Below are 17,059 nucleotides of genomic sequence, written 5' to 3'. Positions count from 1 at the left end.
CGGCGCAAGCGCCTGACTATGACATCACAGCGACGGGTTGCGCGTTGCCGCGCTCACTGCCCCGGCCGCTCGACGAACTCGAACGGCAAGCCGCGGCGGCGCATCCAGTCTCCGAGCGCGAAGCCGGTGCCCGCGCGCCACGGACGCAGCTTCGCGGGCTCGACCAGCCGGTATTCGAGCAGTTCCGGCGACAGCGCGATCTCGCCACGCGCCCGCACGTGATACGCGATGATCAGCTCGTTCTTGCGGATGAACTCGTACACGCCGACCAGTTCGACGGCATCGGCGACGAGCGACGTCTCTTCCTTCACTTCGCGCGCGATGCCCGCTTCCGGCGTCTCGCCATTCTCCAGAAAGCCGGTGATCAGCGCGAACATGCCTTCGGGCCACGCGGCATTGCGCGCGAGCAGGATCTTGCCTTCGTACTCGACGATCGCGGCGACGACGGGCAGCGGGTTGTTCCAGTGCACGTAGCCGCATGCGTCGTCGGGACAGCTCTGACGCACGCGGCCGCCTTCATGCGCGGGATCGGCGCGCTCGACGAGCGGCGTCGCGCAGCGCGGGCAGAATCGGTAGTCGGTCATGGTTTCTGGATGGCTTGTGCGCGTGGTTAAAGGCTCACGCAGCGCACAGTTCGCGGACTTCGGCGACGAAGCGCTCGACCGTTTCGGGTTGCGTGTCCCACGCGCACATCAGCCGGCAGCCGCCCGCGCCGATGAACTCGTAGAACTTCCAGCCGCGCGTGCGCATCGCCTTGGCCGCGTGCGGCGGCAATTGCGCGAACACCGCGTTCGATTCCGTCGGGAACATGATGCTCACGCCCGGAATCTCCGCGAGACGAGATTCCATCAGCTTCGCCATCGCGTTCGCGTGGCGCGCGTTGCGCAGCCACACGTCGTTGTCGAGCAGGCCGAGCCACGGCGCGGAGATGAAGCGCATCTTCGACGCGAGCTGGCCCGCCTGCTTCAGGCGATACGCGAAATCGTCGGCCAGCGCGCGGTCGAAGAACACCACCGCTTCGCCGACCGGCAAGCCGTTTTTTGTGCCGCCGAAGCACAGCACGTCGACGCCCGCGCGCCACGTGATTTCCGACGGATGCACGTCGAGCGCGGCGACGGCGTTCGCAAAGCGCGCGCCGTCCATATGCACCTTCAGATGACGGCGCTTCGCTATTGCCGCAATCGCGCGGATTTCCTCGACGCTGTACACCGTGCCGACTTCCGTCGACTGCGTGAGCGTGACGACCTTGGGCTTCGGATAGTGGATATCGGCGCGGCGCGTGACGACCGCTTCGATCGCGTCCGGCGTAAGTTTGCCGCCGACGCCGGGCGCCGTCAGCAGCTTCGAGCCGTTCGAGAAGAACTCGGGGCCGCCGCATTCATCCGTTTCGATATGCGCGAGTTCGTGACAGATCACCGAGTGATAGGACTGGCACAGCGACGCCAGCGCCAGCGAGTTCGCCGCCGTGCCGTTGAAGACGAAGAACACTTCGCAGTCGGTCTGGAACAGGTCGCGCAGACGGTCGCAGACTTGCTGCGTCCATGAGTCGTCGCCGTAGGCTGGTTCGTGGCCGCTGTTATTGGCGGCGATCAGCGCTTCGAGCGCCTCGGGGCAGATACCGGCGTAGTTGTCCGACGCAAAATGTTGCATGGCGGGCGGCGCGCCCGGCGATGGGCGCGCGAAGATGACGGGAAAGCGGACATTTTAGTGCGGCGGGTGCTGAATTTGTTTTTGCGCGTTCAATCCAGCGTGCCGTGCCGTTTCTCGCTTTTCCTCTGTCCTGCTTTCCCGCCTAGACGCGATGCGCCGGGCGCAGCATCGCCACCGCGATCAAACCCACGGCGCCAGCAATCAACGTGAGCGCCGCCAGCCACAGCGCCAGCGTGAACGAGCCGGTGTGCGCCGCGATCGGCGCGGCGACGAGCGGCCCGACGATCTGTCCGAGACCGTACGCCGCCGTCGCATAGCCCATCAGGCCCGCCGCATTGTCGCCGTGCAGACGGCGCGCTTCGCGCATCGCAAACAGCGTGATCGCCGTGAACGGCAAGCCGATCAACGCGCTGCCGAGCGAAAGACCGCCCGCCGTGGGCGATACGATGCCCGCGATGATGCCGAGCGCCTGTAGCACGTAGCAGCCGGCCAGCAGCGTGCGATTGTCCCAGTGCGACGGCAGACGCGCGCCCGCCAACGCGCCGACGACGAGTGCGGCGCCGAACATCGGCCAGAACAGGTCGGGCCATGGTGAGTCGGCGGGCAACGCGGCGCGCGCGATCACGGGCAGGAAGGTCGCGGTGATGATGTAGCCGAAGCCGGGCACGCCATACAGGACGGTCAGCCAGAAGGCGTCTGCGCGATGCAGGTGTGCATGACGCCGTTGCGCGTCGGTTTGCAGTTCGGCGGGTTTGCCGGGTGAAGCCTTCGCGCCGACGTTCGCCTTCGATACGGGTTCGAACGTGCGCCACACGAGCACCGTCAGCACGGCCGACACCAGCCCGAACCCGATCCAGCCCGCCGACGCGCCATATCCGCCCGCGGCGCTGACCAGCAGCCCCGTCGCAGCGATGCCGATGCCCGGGCCGGTGTAGATCACGCCGCCCCACTCGTTCGCGCCGAGTTCAGCGAGCCGGCGCAGACCCCACTGCGATGCAAACACGAAGGTCCACGCGCTGACCGCACCCGCGACGAATCGCACCGCGGCCCAGACCCAGAACTGATGCGTGACGCCCATCGCGAGCACGAGCAGCACCGTCGTCGCAAGACCGGCTTTCACCACGCGGGCCGCGTCGATGCGCAGTGCCACGCAGGTGATCGCGCCGAGGAAATAGCCCGCGTAGTTGAGCGACGCGAGCCAGCCGCCGTGCCTGATGTCGAGTTCGCCGCCATGAAGCATCAGCGGCAACAACGGCGTAAAGGCGAAGCGCCCGACGCCGAGCGCGACGGCCAGCGCCGCCATGCAGGCGAGCGCGGTGCGGCGGGCGGCATCGGGAGATTGGCGCGGGAAAGTGCGGGAGGCGAGATCGTTCATCGATGACATGGCGGAGGCTGGCCACGCCGATATGGGGCGGCACGGCAATCTGTGTTTTCGATTGCATCGTAGCTTGACCCTTCAATCTCTTAAAATGAATAATACGGATAGATTGAATCTCCCGGAGAGATTGATGGATCTTGCCGCTCTCACCATCTTCCGCGCGGTCGTGCGGGAAAACGGCGTCACGCGCGCCGCCGCGAAGCTCAACCGCGTGCAATCGAATGTGACCACGCGTATCAGGCAGCTCGAAGAGCAACTGGGCACGGAGCTGTTTATCCGCGATGGACGTCGGCTCGTGCTGACACCTGCCGGCGAAACGCTGCTGCCTTACGCCGAACGGCTACTGGCACTCGCCGACGAAGCACGCCATGCGGTCAAGGACGCGCGTCCGAGCGGCCGCCTGCGGCTCGGCACGATGGAAAGCGTCGCCGCGACGCGGCTACCCGGATTGCTCGCCGAGTATCACCAGACATGGCCCGACGTCGCGCTCGAACTGGAGACAGGGACGACGGGCAAGCTGATCGACCGCGTGCGCGAATTCGAGGTCGACGCGGCGATCGTCGCGACGCCGCTCGATCCCGGCTGGATCGGCGATCTGTTCGAGGCCGTGCCCGTGTTCCGGGAGGAACTGGTGATGGTGACGCCGCGCGGCCATCCGCCCATCCGTCACGCGGGCGACATCTCGCTGTCGACGCTGATCGCATTCGAGGCGGGCTGCGCGTATCGCGTGTATGTGGAGAAGTGGTACATGGAGCGTGGCATCCGGCCGGCGCGGGTGCTGGAGCTGGGCTCCTATCACGCGATCGTCGCGTGCGTGGCGGCGGGCGCGGGCGTGGCTGTCGCGCCGCGCTCGGTGCTGGCGCTGCTGCCCGAATCGAACGATATCGCCGTTCATTCGCTCGCCGAACTCGGCACCATCGACACGCTGCTGGTCTGGCGCCGCGGCCATTTCTCGTCGGCTCTGAATGCGTTGCGCGGGATGCTGGTTGCGAGCGGAAATGTGCAGGAAGCCGTTGCCGAAGCGCACGCCGCGTGAACGATCGCAGCGAATAAAAAAGCCGCGAGTCTCATCGACTCGCGGCTTTTTGTTGATACGAAACGTACGCGCTTGGCGCGCGGCGCGGCTGCTTAGAGCTGCGCTTCGACCCAGCCCTTCACGCCTGCCAGCGCGGCCGGCAGATTAGCCGGCTCGGTGCCGCCTGCCTGCGCCATGTCCGGACGGCCACCACCCTTGCCGCCGACCTGCTGCGCAACGAAGTTCACCAGTTCGCCCGCCTTGACCTTCTTGCTGGCATCGGCCGTGACACCCGCGATCAGGCTGACCTTGCCGCCTTCGACGGAGGCCAGCACGATGGCCGCGCTCTTGAGCTTGTCCTTGAGCTTGTCGACGGTTTCGCGCAGCGTCTTGACGTCCGCGCCTTCCAGCGTCGCCGCCAGCACCTGCACGCCGGCGACTTCGATAGCCTGACCGGCCAGTTCGTCGCCCTGGCTCGCTGCGAGCTTCGACTTCAGCGCGCCCAGTTCCTTTTCCAGCGACTTCACCTGGTCCTGAACCAGCGAGATGCGTTGCGTCAGTTCCGACGGCTGCGCCTTGAGCGCCGCGGCTGCCGCGTTGATGCGCGCATCGAGTTCCTGCACATAGCGCACCGCGTTGTCGCCCGTGATCGCTTCGACGCGACGGATGCCCGCCGCAACGCCGCCTTCCATCACGATCTTGAAGAAGCCGATGTCACCCGTGCGATTCACGTGCGTGCCGCCGCACAGCTCACGCGAGAAGCCCAGATCGAGCACGCGCACTTCGTCGCCGTACTTTTCGCCGAACAGCGCCATCGCGCCGCCCTTCACCGCTTCGTCGTACGGCATCACCTGCACGATGCCCGGCGCGTTGGCCAGCACTTCCGCGTTGACGATTTCTTCGACGCGGCGGATCTGGTCGTCCGTCATCGGTGCGTTGTGCGCGAAGTCAAAGCGGGTCTTGTCCGCGTCGACGAGCGAGCCCTTCTGCTGCACGTGGCCGCCGAGCACTTCGCGCAGCGCCCTGTGCATCAGGTGGGTGGCCGAGTGGTTGCGGGCCGTGCGCGCGCGACGGATCGCGTCGATTTCCGCCTTCACGACGTCGCCGACCTTCAGCGAGCCTTGTTCCAGCGTGCCGTGGTGACCCACGACGTCCGCCTGCACCTTCAGCGTATCCGCGACGGCAAAGCGCACGCTCGCATTCGCCAGCACGCCCTGATCGCCAACCTGGCCGCCCGACTCCGCGTAGAACGGCGTGTGATCGAGCACGACGACGGCCTGCTGGCCCTTCGTGACTTCGTTGACGGACGCGCCGTCGACATACAGCGCCGTCACCTTCGCGTCGTCGAAGACGATTTCTTCGTAGCCGTGGAACGTGGTCTTCGCGCCCGAGTATTCGAGGCCCTGCGCCATCTTGAACTTGCCGGCCGCGCGAGCCTGTTCGCGCTGACGGGCCATTGCTTCGTCGAATGCCGGTTCGTCGACGGTCACTTCACGCTCGCGGCAGACGTCTGCCGTGAGGTCGAGCGGGAAGCCGTACGTGTCGTGCAGCTTGAACGCGACTTCGCCGTCGAGCGTCTTGCCGCCCTTCGCTTCCAGATCGGCCAGCGCGCTTTCGAGGATCGACATGCCGTGCTCGATCGTTTCGAAGAAGCGCTCTTCCTCCTGGCGCAGCACGTCCGTGACGCGCTGCTCGGCGTCCTTCAGTTCCGGATACGCGTCGCCCATCTGCGCGACGAGGTCCGCGACCAGCTTGTGGAAGAACGAACCCTTGCGGCCCAGCTTGTAGCCGTGGCGGATCGCGCGGCGCACGATACGGCGCAGCACGTAGCCGCGGCCTTCGTTGCCGGGAATCACGCCGTCGACGATCAGGAACGAGCACGCGCGGATGTGATCGGCGATCACCTTCAGCGAGTTGTTCGACAGGTCTTCGATGCCCGTTTCGCGGCCAGCGGCCTTGATCAGCGCCTGGAACAGATCGATTTCGTAGTTGCTGTGCACGTGCTGGAGCACGGCAGCGATACGCTCGAGGCCCATGCCCGTGTCCACGCACTGCTTGGGCAGCGGCGTCATGTTGCCCTGCGCGTCGCGGCTGAACTGCATGAACACGAGATTCCAGATTTCGATGTAGCGGTCGCCATCTTCTTCAGGCGATCCCGGCGGGCCGCCCCATACTTCCGGACCGTGGTCGTAGAAGATTTCCGAGCACGGACCGCAGGGGCCGACGTCGGCCATCTGCCAGAAGTTGTCCGACGCGTAGCGCGCGCCCTTGTTGTCGCCGATGCGGATGATCCGCTCGGCCGGCACGCCGACTTCCTTTTCCCAGATGCCGAAGGCTTCGTCGTCTTCCTGATAGACGGTGACCCAGAGCTTGTCCTTCGGCAAACCGTACACGCCCGTCAGCAGTTCCCACGCGTAGTGGATCGCGTCGCGCTTGAAATAGTCGCCGAACGAGAAGTTGCCCAGCATTTCGAAGAACGTGTGGTGACGCGCGGTGTAGCCGACGTTTTCCAGGTCGTTGTGCTTGCCGCCCGCGCGCACGCTGCGCTGCGCCGTCGTGGCCCGCGAGTACGGACGCGATTCGGCGCCGAGAAACACATCTTTGAACTGCACCATGCCCGAATTGGTGAAGAGCAGCGTCGGGTCGTTGCCGGGCACGAGGCTCGACGAACGGACGATCGTATGGCCCTTCGATTCGAAGAACTTGAGGAATTTCTCGCGGATTTCGGCGGCTTTCATAGCGTGCTTTGGGGACGGTCCTGGCTTGAGCCGACGGACGCGGAACACTGACCGGCCGTCGCAATAGATTGTTTCCTGAACGGTCGATTATACGGGATCAGCGCTGTCACGCGGCGCCGTGGCGCGGGCGTTGCGGCGCGCTGGCCAATCGGCCAGGTGCACGCCCGTTTTTCGTCCCGAAAATGGCCACGGGCCCTGCACGTCATCCGTCCTATGCCGCCGGGCTGGATAGGCCCGCCCCGGACGATCGCTTAAGATGCACCACATCGATCGAAAAGGCAGCGCCCGCATGGCGCGCCTCATCACATGGGAGACGTAGACAGAACATGGGTGCACTCAGCCATATCCGCGTACTGGACCTGACCCGCGTGCTTGCCGGTCCGTGGTGCGCACAGACGCTCTCCGACTTCGGCGCCGACGTGATCAAGGTCGAGCGGCCGGGCGCCGGCGACGACACGCGCCACTGGGGGCCGCCGTACCTGAAAACACCGGACGGCGCGGATACCCGCGAAGCCGCCTATTACCTCGCGGCGAACCGCAACAAGCGCTCCGTGACGGTCGATATCGCCACGCCCGAAGGGCAGCAGATCGTGCGCGAACTGGCAGCGCAGAGCGACGTCGTGCTGGAAAACTATAAGGTCGGGCAGTTGAAGAAGTACGGGCTCGACTATGAGTCGCTGAAGGCTGTGAAACCGGACATCGTCTACTGCTCGGTGACGGGCTTCGGGCAGACGGGGCCGTACGCGCAGCGCGCGGGCTACGACTTCATCGTGCAGGGTATCGGCGGTTTCATGAGCATCACGGGCGAGCGGGACGGCCAGCCGGGCGGCGGCCCGCAAAAGGCGGGCGTCGCGATCGCCGATCTGATGACGGGCATGTACTCCACCGTCGCCGTGCTGACGGCGCTTGCGCACCGCGATCGCACGGGCGAAGGCCAGTACATCGATATGGCGCTGCTCGACGTGCAGGTCGCGATGCTTGCCAACATGAACTCGAATTTCCTCGCGAGCGGCAAGGCGCCTGCGCGCTGGGGCAATGCGCATCCGAACATCGTCCCGTATCAGACCTTCCAGACGAGCGATAGCTGGATCATCGTCGCAGTGGGCAACGACGGCCAGTTCCGCAAGTTCGTCGAAGCGGGCAACCGCCCGGAGCTCGCCGACGACGACCGTTTCGCGACCAACCCCGCGCGGGTGCGCAACCGCGAGATCCTCGTGCCGATCCTGGCTGAGATGGTGCGTACGCGCAGCAAGCATGCCTGGATCGATGCGCTCGAAGCGGCAGGTGTGCCGTGCGGGCCGATCAACGATCTGGAAGAAGTGTTCGAGAACGAACAGGTGGTTGCCCGCGGCTTGCAGGTGCAGTTGCCGCATCCGTCGGGCGGCACGGTAAAGCTGGTGCGCAATCCCATCCGCATGAGCGCGACGCCGCCGCAGGCGCAGGCGCATCCGCCGACGCTCGGCGAGCATACCGAGGCGATCCTGCGCGACGTGCTGGGTTACGACGATGCGCAGATCGATGCGTTGCGTGGCCGTTCGGTGATCTGACGGGCAGCTGCGCGCGGTGCGCTGCCGTTATGCGTTCAGGCGCATGGCGGCGCATCGCGCGATTAAACCGTCAACGCGGACTGGCGGGCGTCGTCGAATTTACCCACCCGACGCCCCGCGAGTCACGCCATCGATGCCAGCCAGCCCTGCCCTTCGTCCCAGTCGGCAAGACCGCTGTCCGCGTTGATATGGCCGCGCGGACCGATGCTCTCCCAGCGGCTGCCCCAGGCCGCCGCGCAAGCTTGCGAGAACGGCACGCCGCCGTACGGATCATCGGTGCTCGCGACGACGATCGACGGGAAAGGCAGCTTCTCCATCGGCACGGCATCGAAGCCTTGTGCATCACGTGGAAATTCAGGCCCGGCGGGATCAGGCACCGCGACGAGCAGCGCACCCTTCACTTTCGCGAGCGTGTCCTTCGATGCATGCCGCGCCGCCCAGAAGGCTACCGTCAGGCAGCCAAGACTATGCGCGGCAAGCAGAACGGGCGCATCTGAAGCGGCAATCGTCGCGTCGAGCGTGTCGCACCACCCGGTACACACGGGATGATCCCAGTCGCGCATCGACACACGTGAGAAGGCCGGATAACGCGCTTCCCAGCGCGTCTGCCAGTGCCCTTCGCCGGAATTCATATAACCCGGCAACACGATCACGCCTTGCTGCTCCAACGCCATGTTTCTACCCCGTCCGTTATCAGTTATCGAAGAAATGCGGCGCGCGCGCCGCCAGCGCTATTGAATCACACGCCCCACGCCTACGCCGCGCGGGTCTGCAGCCGGTTGTGGCGTCGTGCCGTCGACGCGGATCATCTGCACGTCGCCGTTGAATGTCTGGCCCTGCAGTTCATAGCCGCGCGTCTTCAGCTGCTCGGCCAGCTCGCCGTCGATCGGATGGTACGGCTCGAAGTAAATCGTCTTCTGCGGCAGCAACTGATGGTGAAAGCGCATCGCGGCGAGCGCATCGGCGGGCGGCATGTTGAAGTCGTACAGGTTCGTCATCACCTGGAAAATCGAGGTGAAGATGCGCGAGCCGCCCGGCGTGCCGATCACGAGCGACACCTTGCCGTCCTTCGTCAGAATGGTCGGCGTCATGGAGGACAACGGCCGGCGGCCCGGTGCAATCGTGTTCACATCGCCGCTCGTCACGCCAAACTGGTTCGGCACGCCCGCCTTGATCTCGAAGTCGTCCATCTCGTCGTTCAGCACGAAGCCGGCACCGTCGACCACCACGCCCGAACCGAACGGCCCGTTCAGCGTATAGGTGTTCGACACCGCGTTGCCCCACTTGTCGACCACCGAGAAATGCGTGGTCTGCGCCTTTTCCGGCATCGAATCGCCGAGGCCCGGCTTCACGGGCGAAGCGCCCGGCACTTCGTCCGGCGTGATGTCCTCGACGCGCTTGCCAAGATAGGCGTCGTCGATCAGCTTGTCGACGGGCACACGATACGAGTCGGGGTCGCCCATGTACTGCTGGCGGTCTGCGAAAACGCGGTCCTCGATCTGCGCGACCAGATGGATGTACGGCTCGGAATTGAGCGCGACACCGTCGAATTGCGGCTTCAGGTCGGCCTTCATCTTCAGCATCTGGATCAGCCCGACGCCGCCCGAGCTAGGCGGCGGTGCAGTGATGATCTGATAGCCGTTCCAGTTCGCCGTCACGGGCTGGCGCCACACGGCCTTGTACTGCAGCAGGTCGGTTTTCGTCAGCAGGCCGTGGCCGTACATCTGCCGGGCGATCAGATCGGCCGTCTGGCCTTCGTAGAACTCGCGGCCGCCATCGGACGCGATCCGCGTCAAGGTCTGCGCCAGCTCGGGCTGGCGGAACACGGCGCCCGCTTTCAGATTCGAAAAATACGCATCGAAATTGGTCTTGCCTCCGAAGTTCTTCGACGCGAATTCGCGGCGCTGCTGCAGCCACGGCTGGACGGCGAAGCCGTCGGTCGCGTACTTGATGGCGGGCGCGAGCACCTGCTTCCATTTGAGCTTGCCGAAGCGCTTCTGCGCTTCCCACATGCCGTCGACGGTGCCCGGCACGCCCACCGCGCGATGCCCGACCAGGCTCATGCCCTTGATCACGTTGCCCTTGTCGTCGAGATACATGTCGCGCGTCGCGCTTTGCGGCGCCTTTTCGCGGTAGTCGAGGAAGTACGGCTTGCCGTCCATGTACACCGTCATGAACCCGCCGCCGCCGATGTTGCCCGCATCCGGGTACGTGACGGCGAGCGTGAAGGCGATCGCGACGGCGGCATCGACGGCATTGCCGCCCGCCGCGAAAATCTGCTGCGCGGCGTCGGCGGCATAGCGATCGGGCGTGGCGACCGCCGACGCATCGAGCACGGGCTTCGGCTGGGACGTTTTGGCATCGACGGCGGGCGCCGCGACCAGGCTCGCGAGCAGCGCGCCCGTGAACGCAAGCGTCGTGGCAAAGCGCGTCACCGCGCGACGAGGCGCGGCGCGGTTCGCGTCCGCGCAGGCATCGGTACTGGCGCCCGCATGGGATTCGACATGCGTGTCGGCGCCGGAAAGCGCGCGAGGCGCGCGCAACATCGGAAGGGACATCCGAGGAACTCCGGGAAAGATGGACTGGCTCGCGCGAGCGCTGCGGCATCGTGCGTCCGGCTCGCAGAAAGGACAGCTCGCGTGAAGCGGCGGGACGGGCAACGGCGGCCCGGGCCCACGACAGAATAACGGAAATGCAGCGTCTGCCGAAAAACGGCGCGCCAGCTGGTGGGCGAGCAGCGCTCGTCTGGGGCGCAGACGCCAACGGCCACACTGGGCCGCAATCGGCGTCAACCGAAGACAACCGGCCACGGCGGAACCGTGCGCGACGCATGCTAAGCGTCCGCGCGACGCCCGGCCAACGCAATTTACCTCCTGTTACAGCGCCCGATTGCGCCCCCGAAAACGGGGCGATGACGACCATTCGAGGCTGCGCGCCGCATGACATAAGCCTAAAGACTGTCGTGGAATGTGTCGTCAGGTAGAATTGACAGACTAACGGACGCATATAGTGTCCAGGACCGACTTTCTCCTTCTCGCATGAACAACGATCGCAAAGACGCCGAGCGCAATGACGCGCCCGTTTCGAATTTCATCCGCAACATCATCGACGACGACAACCGCTCCGGAAAGTGGGGCCAGCGGGTGGAAACGCGCTTCCCGCCCGAGCCGAACGGCTACCTGCACATCGGCCATGCGAAGAGCATCTGCCTGAACTTCGGCATCGCGCAAAGCTATGGCGGCATCTGCCATCTGCGTTTCGACGACACGAATCCGGAAAAGGAAAGCTTCGAATACGTCGACTCGATCGTCGACGCGGTGAAGTGGCTAGGCTTCGAATGGAACGTCGAGAACAAGGAACACCTGTACTTCGCAAGCGACTACTACGACAAGCTGTATGAATTCGCCGAGCTGCTGATCACGCGCGGCAAGGCGTATGTCGATAGCCAGACGGCTGAGGAAATGCGTGCGAACCGTGGCTCGGCCACGGAAGTCGGCACGCCGTCGCCGTTCCGCGAGCGCAGCGTCGAAGAAAACCTCGACCTGTTCCGCCGCATGAAGGCGGGCGAATTCAAGGAAGGCGAGCACGTGCTGCGCGCGAAGATCGACATGTCGTCGCCGAACTTCAACATGCGCGACCCGGTCATCTACCGCATCCGCTTCGCCCACCACTACCGGACGGGCGACACGTGGTGCGTGTACCCGATGTACGACTACACGCACTGCATCTCGGACGCGCTGGAAAACATCACGCATTCGCTGTGCACGCTGGAGTTCGAAGATCACCGGCCGCTCTACGACTGGATCCTCAACGAACTCGCCGACGCCGGCATCTTCACGCGTCCGCTGCCGCAACAGATCGAATTCTCGCGCCTGAACCTGACGTACGCGATCACCAGCAAGCGCAAGCTGCTGCAACTCGTGACGGAAAACCACGTGGATGGCTGGGACGATCCGCGTATGCCGACCATCGTCGGCGTGCGCCGGCGCGGCTTCACGCCGGACGCGATCAAGCTGTTCTGCGAGCGCATCGGCATCACCAAGGTCGATTCGTGGATCGACATGAGCGTGTTCGAAGGCGCACTGCGCGACGACCTCGACGACAAGGCGCCGCGCGCGACCTGCGTGCTCGATCCGCTCAAACTTGTGATCGACAACTATCCGGACGGCAAGACGGAAGAATGCAATGCACCCGTCCATCCGCATCACCCGGATCGCGGCGTGCGCACGTTCCCGTTCTCGCGTGAACTGTGGATCGAGCGCGAAGACTTCATGGAAGTCGCGCCGAAGGGCTATTTCCGTCTGTTCCCGGGCAACAAGGTGCGTCTGAAGTACGGCTACGTGGTCGAATGCACGGGTTTCGACAAGGACGAGAACGGCAAGATCACGGCCGTGCATTGCAACTACTTCGAAGACAGCCGCTCGGGCACGGAAGGCGCGAACAACTACAAGGTGAAGGGCACGATCCACTGGATCAGCGCGACCCAGGCGGTGCCCGTCGAAGTGCGCGTGTACGACCGCCTCTTCAAGGAAGCCCAGCCCGACGCGGGCGGCCGCGATTTCCTCGAGGCGCTCAACCCTGATTCGAAGCGCATCATGCAGGCCTTCGTCGAGCCCGGCCTGCGCGATATCGAGCCGGAGCAACGCTACCAGTTCGAGCGTCACGGCTACTTCGTCGCCGATCGTTACGACACGAAACCGGGCAAACCCGTATTTAACCGGATCGTCAGTCTGCGCGACAGTTGGGGAAAGCCGGCGTAAGCTGATTGTCTGGTTTGTCACGCGCGGCATGCGGCGCTTCGGCGCGCATGCCGCCGCGGATCGCGACGGACATCGCCACGCGACGGCCCGACAAGGCAGCCGGAGTGATCGCTGCCGGCCCAGGGGGAACGATGAAGGTTGCAATCAAATACAAGCTGGTGGCCGTCGCAGTCATCGCGGCCGGGGCGCTTACTGCGCCTGCGCATGCCCAGGAGTTGACGGGCACGCTCAAGAAAGTTCACGACGACGGCGTCATCACGCTTGGCGTACGTGAAGCGTCGATCCCATTCTCCTATTCCAGCGGCGACCGTACCGTCGGCTATTCGCAGACGATCGCGCTCGCCATCGTCGAAGAAATCCGAAAGTCGCTCGCGATGCCGAACCTGAAGGTGCGCGAAGTCCCCATCACGTCGGCAAACCGCTTCCTGATGCTGGTCAACAACCAGATCGACCTGGAATGCGGCTCGACCACGCACACACGCGAGCGCGAAAGCGTCGCTGCGTTTTCAAACAGCTTCTTCCAGTATGCGGTGCGCATGATCGCGCGCAAGAATGCCGGCATCACTGACTTCGCCGATCTCGCGGGCAAGCCGGTGGTCACCACGGCGGGCACGTCCGACGAACGGCTCGTGCGCCAGTTGAACAGCGAGAAGCAGTTGAACATGCGCATTGCGAGCGCGAAAGATCATTCCGATGCGTTCGCGGCCGTGAAGGCGGACCGCGCCGTCGCGTTCGTCATGGACGAGCCGATTCTCTACGGCTTTCGCGCCACCGACCCGCGCCCCGACGACTTCATCGTCACAGGCACGCCGCTCGGTTACGAGACTTACGCATGCATGTTCCGCAAGGGCGATGCGCCGCTCCGCGAACTGGTGAACCGCGTGATCTCGAAGATGCAGACTTCGGGTGAGGCGGAGCGCCTCTACAACGTCTGGTTCACGCAGCCAATCCCGCCGCATGGGATCAACCTGAACTATCCGCTGTCGTCGGAAATGCGCACGCTGTTCGCGCATCCCAACGACAAGGCGCTCGACTGAACGCACGCGTTATGGGGCGTTCGCGTCCAGCGTGCGGTGCAGGTCTGTGAGCGATAGCGTCGTCTCAAAGAGCCGCGTGAGACTGCGGCTCGCGTAATGCTCGACTTCGCCGGGCGCCGCCCAGCGGAATGCGTCCATCTCGGGAATCATCGTGCCGTCGGAACGGCGCGGAAACATCGACGTGCAGACGCAGCGCGTGAGGTCGAGCTCATCGGCCTGCGCGCGCGCGGCGAACAGATGCAGATCCTTGTCCCGCCGATAGACAAACAGACCGAGGTCCGTCAGACGGCCTGCGTCGACGGTAATTCCCGTTTCCTCTTCCATCTCGCGCAGCGCCGTCACGTGCGGCGCTTCACCTTCCTCGCCCTGCCCTTTTGGAATGTCCCAGTGAGTGGTTTCCGTCGCGTGCGCGAGCAGCACCCGCCCGTCGGGATCGAGCAGAACGACGCCGCAAGAGACCGTACGCGCGCTCAACGCTTCTTCTGCATCACCCACTGGCCCGTGCCTTCGCGGCAGAACTGCGGGTTCAGATTCATCGCCTGGCCTTTTGCGCTCAACACGACATGCATTTGCCGGCACGTGCGGTCGCCCGACTTCGACGTGGCGTCAGGCGTCAGTTGCGCCTCGATGCGCGTGCTGTTGCGCAGGCCTTCGTTGTTCCATGTCGCGGACTCGCCGTCCTTCTTGGTATTGAGCGTCTCGAACGCGGCCTGCCTCAGCGAATCGTTGTCCGCCTGCTTCATGTACGCGATGGGAGTGTCGTTCAGGAAGTTGAGATTGGCGGCATGCGCGCCCATTGCGCCCGCGAGCAGCAACCCGCCCACGGAAAGTTGAAACACGGCCCGGATGTTCATCGACATGAAGTGCTCCGCAGAAGTCGGTTTCGGAAGGATCGGCGCGGCCTCCGATGGCCCGCGATCTGGACCTCAAAAGCATAGCACGCCGCCTCGCAGCGCGGCTTCGCTGGGGCGCCCACTGGCCGTTCCAGCGCGCGCGGCGGCAACCATTCATCGAGATAACCCCTCGCGTTGCAAGCCCGCTGCGAAGCCTGTTTGAGTAATTTTAGGACGCGTCTCATAGGCGCTCCAGATACCGGCCCCTAACATGACGCAAGTCGATTTCGACGGCTATTCAAACACTTACGCGCTGCCCCTCACGTTCATGGACCTCTCGTTCACTCTCCAGTTTTTTGCCGCGATGCTGACACTGATCTGCGTCGTGCTCGGCACGATCGTCGTGCGCATCGATCCTGCGCCCGTGCCGACCATCGTGCGCATTCATGGCCTGCGCCAGCGCCGCAGCCGCTGGCCTTGCATGCTGACGCGAGCGGGCCTCGTGTGCCTGCTCGCGTCGTTCGTCGTGTTGATCGCCGGCTGTTATCTGTTGCTGACGATGTGAGCGTCGGCGTGTTGCTGAGGCGCTTCGGGCCGGTACCCATCCGTCAGCGTCTTAAGGAACGCGACCACATCCTTGATCTCTGATTCATCCAGCGCGGGCTTGTCGCCCAGCTTGCGATCAAACGGCGGGTCGGTATTCAGATTCGTCCAGTACTTCTTCGGCAGATCGTCGAACTTCTGCACTTTGCCCTTCACGACTGGGTAGAACTTCTCCGGATTCGTATCGCGCTCCGCATAGAAGCGGACCACCTCTTCCAGCGAGTGATAAATCCCGTTGTGGAAAAACGTCTGGCGCAGCGCGACGTTGCGCAGCGACGGCGTACGGAAAATGCCGCAATACTCGTCTTGTCCCTTCAGATCGGTACGCTCCGGGCCACATGCGCCCAGGTCGTAGAATTGCGGATCGCGATTCACAGTCAGCGCGCGATTGCGCGGCACGCCGAGCGCGATCAGACCGAAGTCGGTGAATGCGGGTGCCGAGCCGTCGAGCGCGCGCTGGCTGATGTGGCAGCTCGCGCAGTTGCCTTTAGTTTCGTCGTTGAAGAGTTGCAGGCCATGCAGTTCGGCCTTCGTCAGCTGCGCCTTGCCGGCGAGAAACGCGTCGTACTTGCTGGTGTACGGATAGAACAGCTCGGGCGTTTCTTCGAATACTTCGAGCGCCTGCAGCACGGCCTTGAAGGTCCTGTCGTCGCTATCGAACACGTGCTCGCCGAACGCATCGCGGAACTGGTTCGCGTACGGCGCGGCCTTCACCGCCGCCGCCACTTTCTGCGGCGTGCTGCCCATTTCGAACGACGACGTCAGCGGCATCCGCGCCTGTTCGTGCGCGCTGTTCACGCGGCCGTCCCACATCAGGCCGCCCGTCGGACCCGCGTCGACGCTTTCGTCGCCTTCATCGTCGGAATCGTGATAGTGCAGCGCGAAGGACGGCACCTTTTGCAGATACTTGATGTTGGGCGCCGCGCGCATGCCCTGCTGATGCATATCCAGTCCGCCCAGCTGCACGGACAGCGCGTTCGGCGGGCCGAATCCATGTTGCGGGCTATGGCACGACGCACAGGCAAGCTTGCCCGAACCCGACAGCGACGCATCGAAGAAAAGCTGCTTGCCGACAGCCGTCATTTTCCTGACGGACTCGTAGACCTGGGCACGCGTCTGAGCGCCGGCGGGCGATGCCGGGGCGGCATCCGCAGATACTTTCTGAATCTGCGCGCCACTTATCGCCGCCGCCGGATGCGCGGCGTCGGCCGACGCGCCGCCCGCATCGCAACCCGCCAGCATCACCGAAACGCACAGCGTGCCAAGCCATCGCGCACGCCACCCCTGCCCTGTCCGAAGCCCCGCCACATCGCGCCGCATATCTTTCTTACCTGCTCGTGTTGATCGACTGCGGGAGGTTATTTCACGGATATTTCGTCCAAATGACATAAACCAAACGACACATTGACAAACACAAGCCAATTGGAAACGTGATGTAAGAAATTAATCGTTCTGTCAAAAAGCCTTGCGACACTCTCGCCGCCGGCGATCCCTACGC

The 17,059-nt window shown here is 64.4% G+C and carries 14 protein-coding genes; 5 read left to right on the top strand and 9 right to left on the bottom strand.

Translation table 11 applies throughout. From position 1 onward, the window contains the following. Nucleotides 1–53 precede the first annotated feature (53 nt). The 3 genes from G3O01_RS32425 to G3O01_RS32415 all read right to left on the bottom strand — a co-directional run bounded on the left by G3O01_RS32425 (nt 54) and on the right by G3O01_RS32415 (nt 3,025). On the bottom strand, nt 54–584 hold the full coding sequence (locus G3O01_RS32425) for an NUDIX domain-containing protein (protein WP_205811061.1): 531 nt from the start codon (nt 582–584) through the stop codon (nt 54–56). Nucleotides 585–618: 34 nt separating this feature from the next. Beyond that, a complete protein-coding gene (locus tag G3O01_RS32420) occupies nt 619–1,650 on the bottom strand; it encodes a low specificity L-threonine aldolase (protein WP_205811060.1) in 1,032 nt (343 codons plus the stop codon). A 142-nt stretch (nt 1,651–1,792) separates the two neighbouring features. Next, nucleotides 1,793–3,025, bottom strand: coding sequence for a YbfB/YjiJ family MFS transporter (locus tag G3O01_RS32415; protein WP_205811089.1), 1,233 nt, complete (start codon nt 3,023–3,025; stop codon nt 1,793–1,795). A gap of 133 nt (nt 3,026–3,158) precedes the next feature. On the opposite strand from G3O01_RS32415, the gene G3O01_RS32410 reads away from it, so the two are divergent. After that, nucleotides 3,159–4,064 carry a LysR substrate-binding domain-containing protein gene (locus G3O01_RS32410; protein WP_205811059.1) on the top strand — a complete coding sequence of 302 codons (906 nt, stop codon included), beginning with the start codon at nt 3,159–3,161 and terminating at the stop codon, nt 4,062–4,064. A gap of 92 nt (nt 4,065–4,156) precedes the next feature. Here the strand turns inward: G3O01_RS32410 and alaS are convergent, their stop codons facing one another. Next, nucleotides 4,157–6,781, bottom strand: coding sequence for an alanine--tRNA ligase (alaS, locus tag G3O01_RS32405; protein ID WP_205811058.1), 2,625 nt, complete (start codon nt 6,779–6,781; stop codon nt 4,157–4,159). Between the two features lie 326 nt (nt 6,782–7,107). On the opposite strand from alaS, the gene G3O01_RS32400 reads away from it, so the two are divergent. Continuing rightward, on the top strand, nt 7,108–8,328 hold the full coding sequence (locus tag G3O01_RS32400; RefSeq protein ID WP_205811057.1) for a CaiB/BaiF CoA-transferase family protein: 1,221 nt from the start codon (nt 7,108–7,110) through the stop codon (nt 8,326–8,328). Nucleotides 8,329–8,450: 122 nt separating this feature from the next. Here G3O01_RS32400 and G3O01_RS32395 read toward each other — a convergent pair whose 3' ends face one another. Together G3O01_RS32395 and ggt are read right to left on the bottom strand one after the other, a co-directional pair. Then, nucleotides 8,451–9,002 carry an alpha/beta hydrolase gene (locus G3O01_RS32395; RefSeq protein ID WP_205811056.1) on the bottom strand — a complete coding sequence of 184 codons (552 nt, stop codon included), beginning with the start codon at nt 9,000–9,002 and terminating at the stop codon, nt 8,451–8,453. Between the two features lie 57 nt (nt 9,003–9,059). Then, nucleotides 9,060–10,886: a gamma-glutamyltransferase gene (gene ggt / locus G3O01_RS32390; RefSeq protein WP_205811055.1), complete on the bottom strand. Its 1,827-nt coding sequence runs from the start codon at nt 10,884–10,886 to the stop codon at nt 9,060–9,062. 480 nt (nt 10,887–11,366) lie between these two features. Here ggt and G3O01_RS32385 point away from each other — a divergent pair, with 480 nt between their 5' ends. Both G3O01_RS32385 and G3O01_RS32380 read left to right on the top strand, forming a co-directional pair. Then, entirely contained in the window at nt 11,367–13,088 is a 1,722-nt protein-coding gene (locus tag G3O01_RS32385) for a glutamine--tRNA ligase/YqeY domain fusion protein (protein ID WP_205811054.1), read from the top strand. 131 nt (nt 13,089–13,219) lie between these two features. After that, on the top strand, nt 13,220–14,125 hold the full coding sequence (locus tag G3O01_RS32380) for a transporter substrate-binding domain-containing protein (RefSeq protein ID WP_205811053.1): 906 nt from the start codon (nt 13,220–13,222) through the stop codon (nt 14,123–14,125). Nucleotides 14,126–14,134: 9 nt separating this feature from the next. On the opposite strand, the gene G3O01_RS32375 is transcribed toward G3O01_RS32380, so the two are convergent. Continuing rightward, nucleotides 14,135–14,599: an NUDIX hydrolase gene (locus G3O01_RS32375; RefSeq protein WP_205811052.1), complete on the bottom strand. Its 465-nt coding sequence runs from the start codon at nt 14,597–14,599 to the stop codon at nt 14,135–14,137. Then, nucleotides 14,596–14,985: a hypothetical protein gene (locus G3O01_RS32370; protein WP_205811051.1), complete on the bottom strand. Its 390-nt coding sequence runs from the start codon at nt 14,983–14,985 to the stop codon at nt 14,596–14,598. The genes G3O01_RS32375 and G3O01_RS32370 overlap by 4 nt, the downstream gene beginning before the upstream one ends. A gap of 244 nt (nt 14,986–15,229) precedes the next feature. On the opposite strand from G3O01_RS32370, the gene G3O01_RS32365 reads away from it, so the two are divergent. Continuing rightward, on the top strand, nt 15,230–15,523 hold the full coding sequence (locus G3O01_RS32365) for a hypothetical protein (protein WP_241024434.1): 294 nt from the start codon (nt 15,230–15,232) through the stop codon (nt 15,521–15,523). Here G3O01_RS32365 and G3O01_RS32360 read toward each other — a convergent pair. Continuing rightward, a complete protein-coding gene (locus G3O01_RS32360) occupies nt 15,502–16,881 on the bottom strand; it encodes a cytochrome c peroxidase (protein ID WP_205811050.1) in 1,380 nt (459 codons plus the stop codon). The genes G3O01_RS32365 and G3O01_RS32360 overlap by 22 nt on opposite strands. Nucleotides 16,882–17,059: the final 178 nt, after the last annotated feature.

The organism is Burkholderia sp. Ac-20365 (genome assembly GCF_017104715.1).
Classification (GTDB): domain Bacteria; phylum Pseudomonadota; class Gammaproteobacteria; order Burkholderiales; family Burkholderiaceae; genus Paraburkholderia.
Note: the sequence above shows the minus strand (reverse complement) of the source record. Positions and strands in the feature narration are given on the sequence as shown.

What these genes read in the sequence shown, in the direction of transcription:
- G3O01_RS32415 (WP_205811089.1), bottom strand. Translation starts at nt 3,025, where the DNA reads ATGAACGATCTCGCCTCCCGCACTTTCCCGCGCCAATCTCCCGATGCC.
- G3O01_RS32365 (WP_241024434.1), top strand. Translation starts at nt 15,230, where the DNA reads ATGACGCAAGTCGATTTCGACGGCTATTCAAACACTTACGCGCTGCCC.
- G3O01_RS32380 (WP_205811053.1), top strand. Translation starts at nt 13,220, where the DNA reads ATGAAGGTTGCAATCAAATACAAGCTGGTGGCCGTCGCAGTCATCGCG.
- G3O01_RS32410 (WP_205811059.1), top strand. Translation starts at nt 3,159, where the DNA reads ATGGATCTTGCCGCTCTCACCATCTTCCGCGCGGTCGTGCGGGAAAAC.
- G3O01_RS32420 (WP_205811060.1), bottom strand. Translation starts at nt 1,650, where the DNA reads ATGCAACATTTTGCGTCGGACAACTACGCCGGTATCTGCCCCGAGGCG.
- G3O01_RS32370 (WP_205811051.1), bottom strand. Translation starts at nt 14,985, where the DNA reads ATGTCGATGAACATCCGGGCCGTGTTTCAACTTTCCGTGGGCGGGTTG.
- G3O01_RS32395 (WP_205811056.1), bottom strand. Translation starts at nt 9,002, where the DNA reads ATGGCGTTGGAGCAGCAAGGCGTGATCGTGTTGCCGGGTTATATGAAT.
- G3O01_RS32385 (WP_205811054.1), top strand. Translation starts at nt 11,367, where the DNA reads ATGAACAACGATCGCAAAGACGCCGAGCGCAATGACGCGCCCGTTTCG.
- alaS (WP_205811058.1), bottom strand. Translation starts at nt 6,781, where the DNA reads ATGAAAGCCGCCGAAATCCGCGAGAAATTCCTCAAGTTCTTCGAATCG.
- G3O01_RS32360 (WP_205811050.1), bottom strand. Translation starts at nt 16,881, where the DNA reads ATGCGGCGCGATGTGGCGGGGCTTCGGACAGGGCAGGGGTGGCGTGCG.
- G3O01_RS32400 (WP_205811057.1), top strand. Translation starts at nt 7,108, where the DNA reads ATGGGTGCACTCAGCCATATCCGCGTACTGGACCTGACCCGCGTGCTT.
- ggt (WP_205811055.1), bottom strand. Translation starts at nt 10,886, where the DNA reads ATGTCCCTTCCGATGTTGCGCGCGCCTCGCGCGCTTTCCGGCGCCGAC.
- G3O01_RS32425 (WP_205811061.1), bottom strand. Translation starts at nt 584, where the DNA reads ATGACCGACTACCGATTCTGCCCGCGCTGCGCGACGCCGCTCGTCGAG.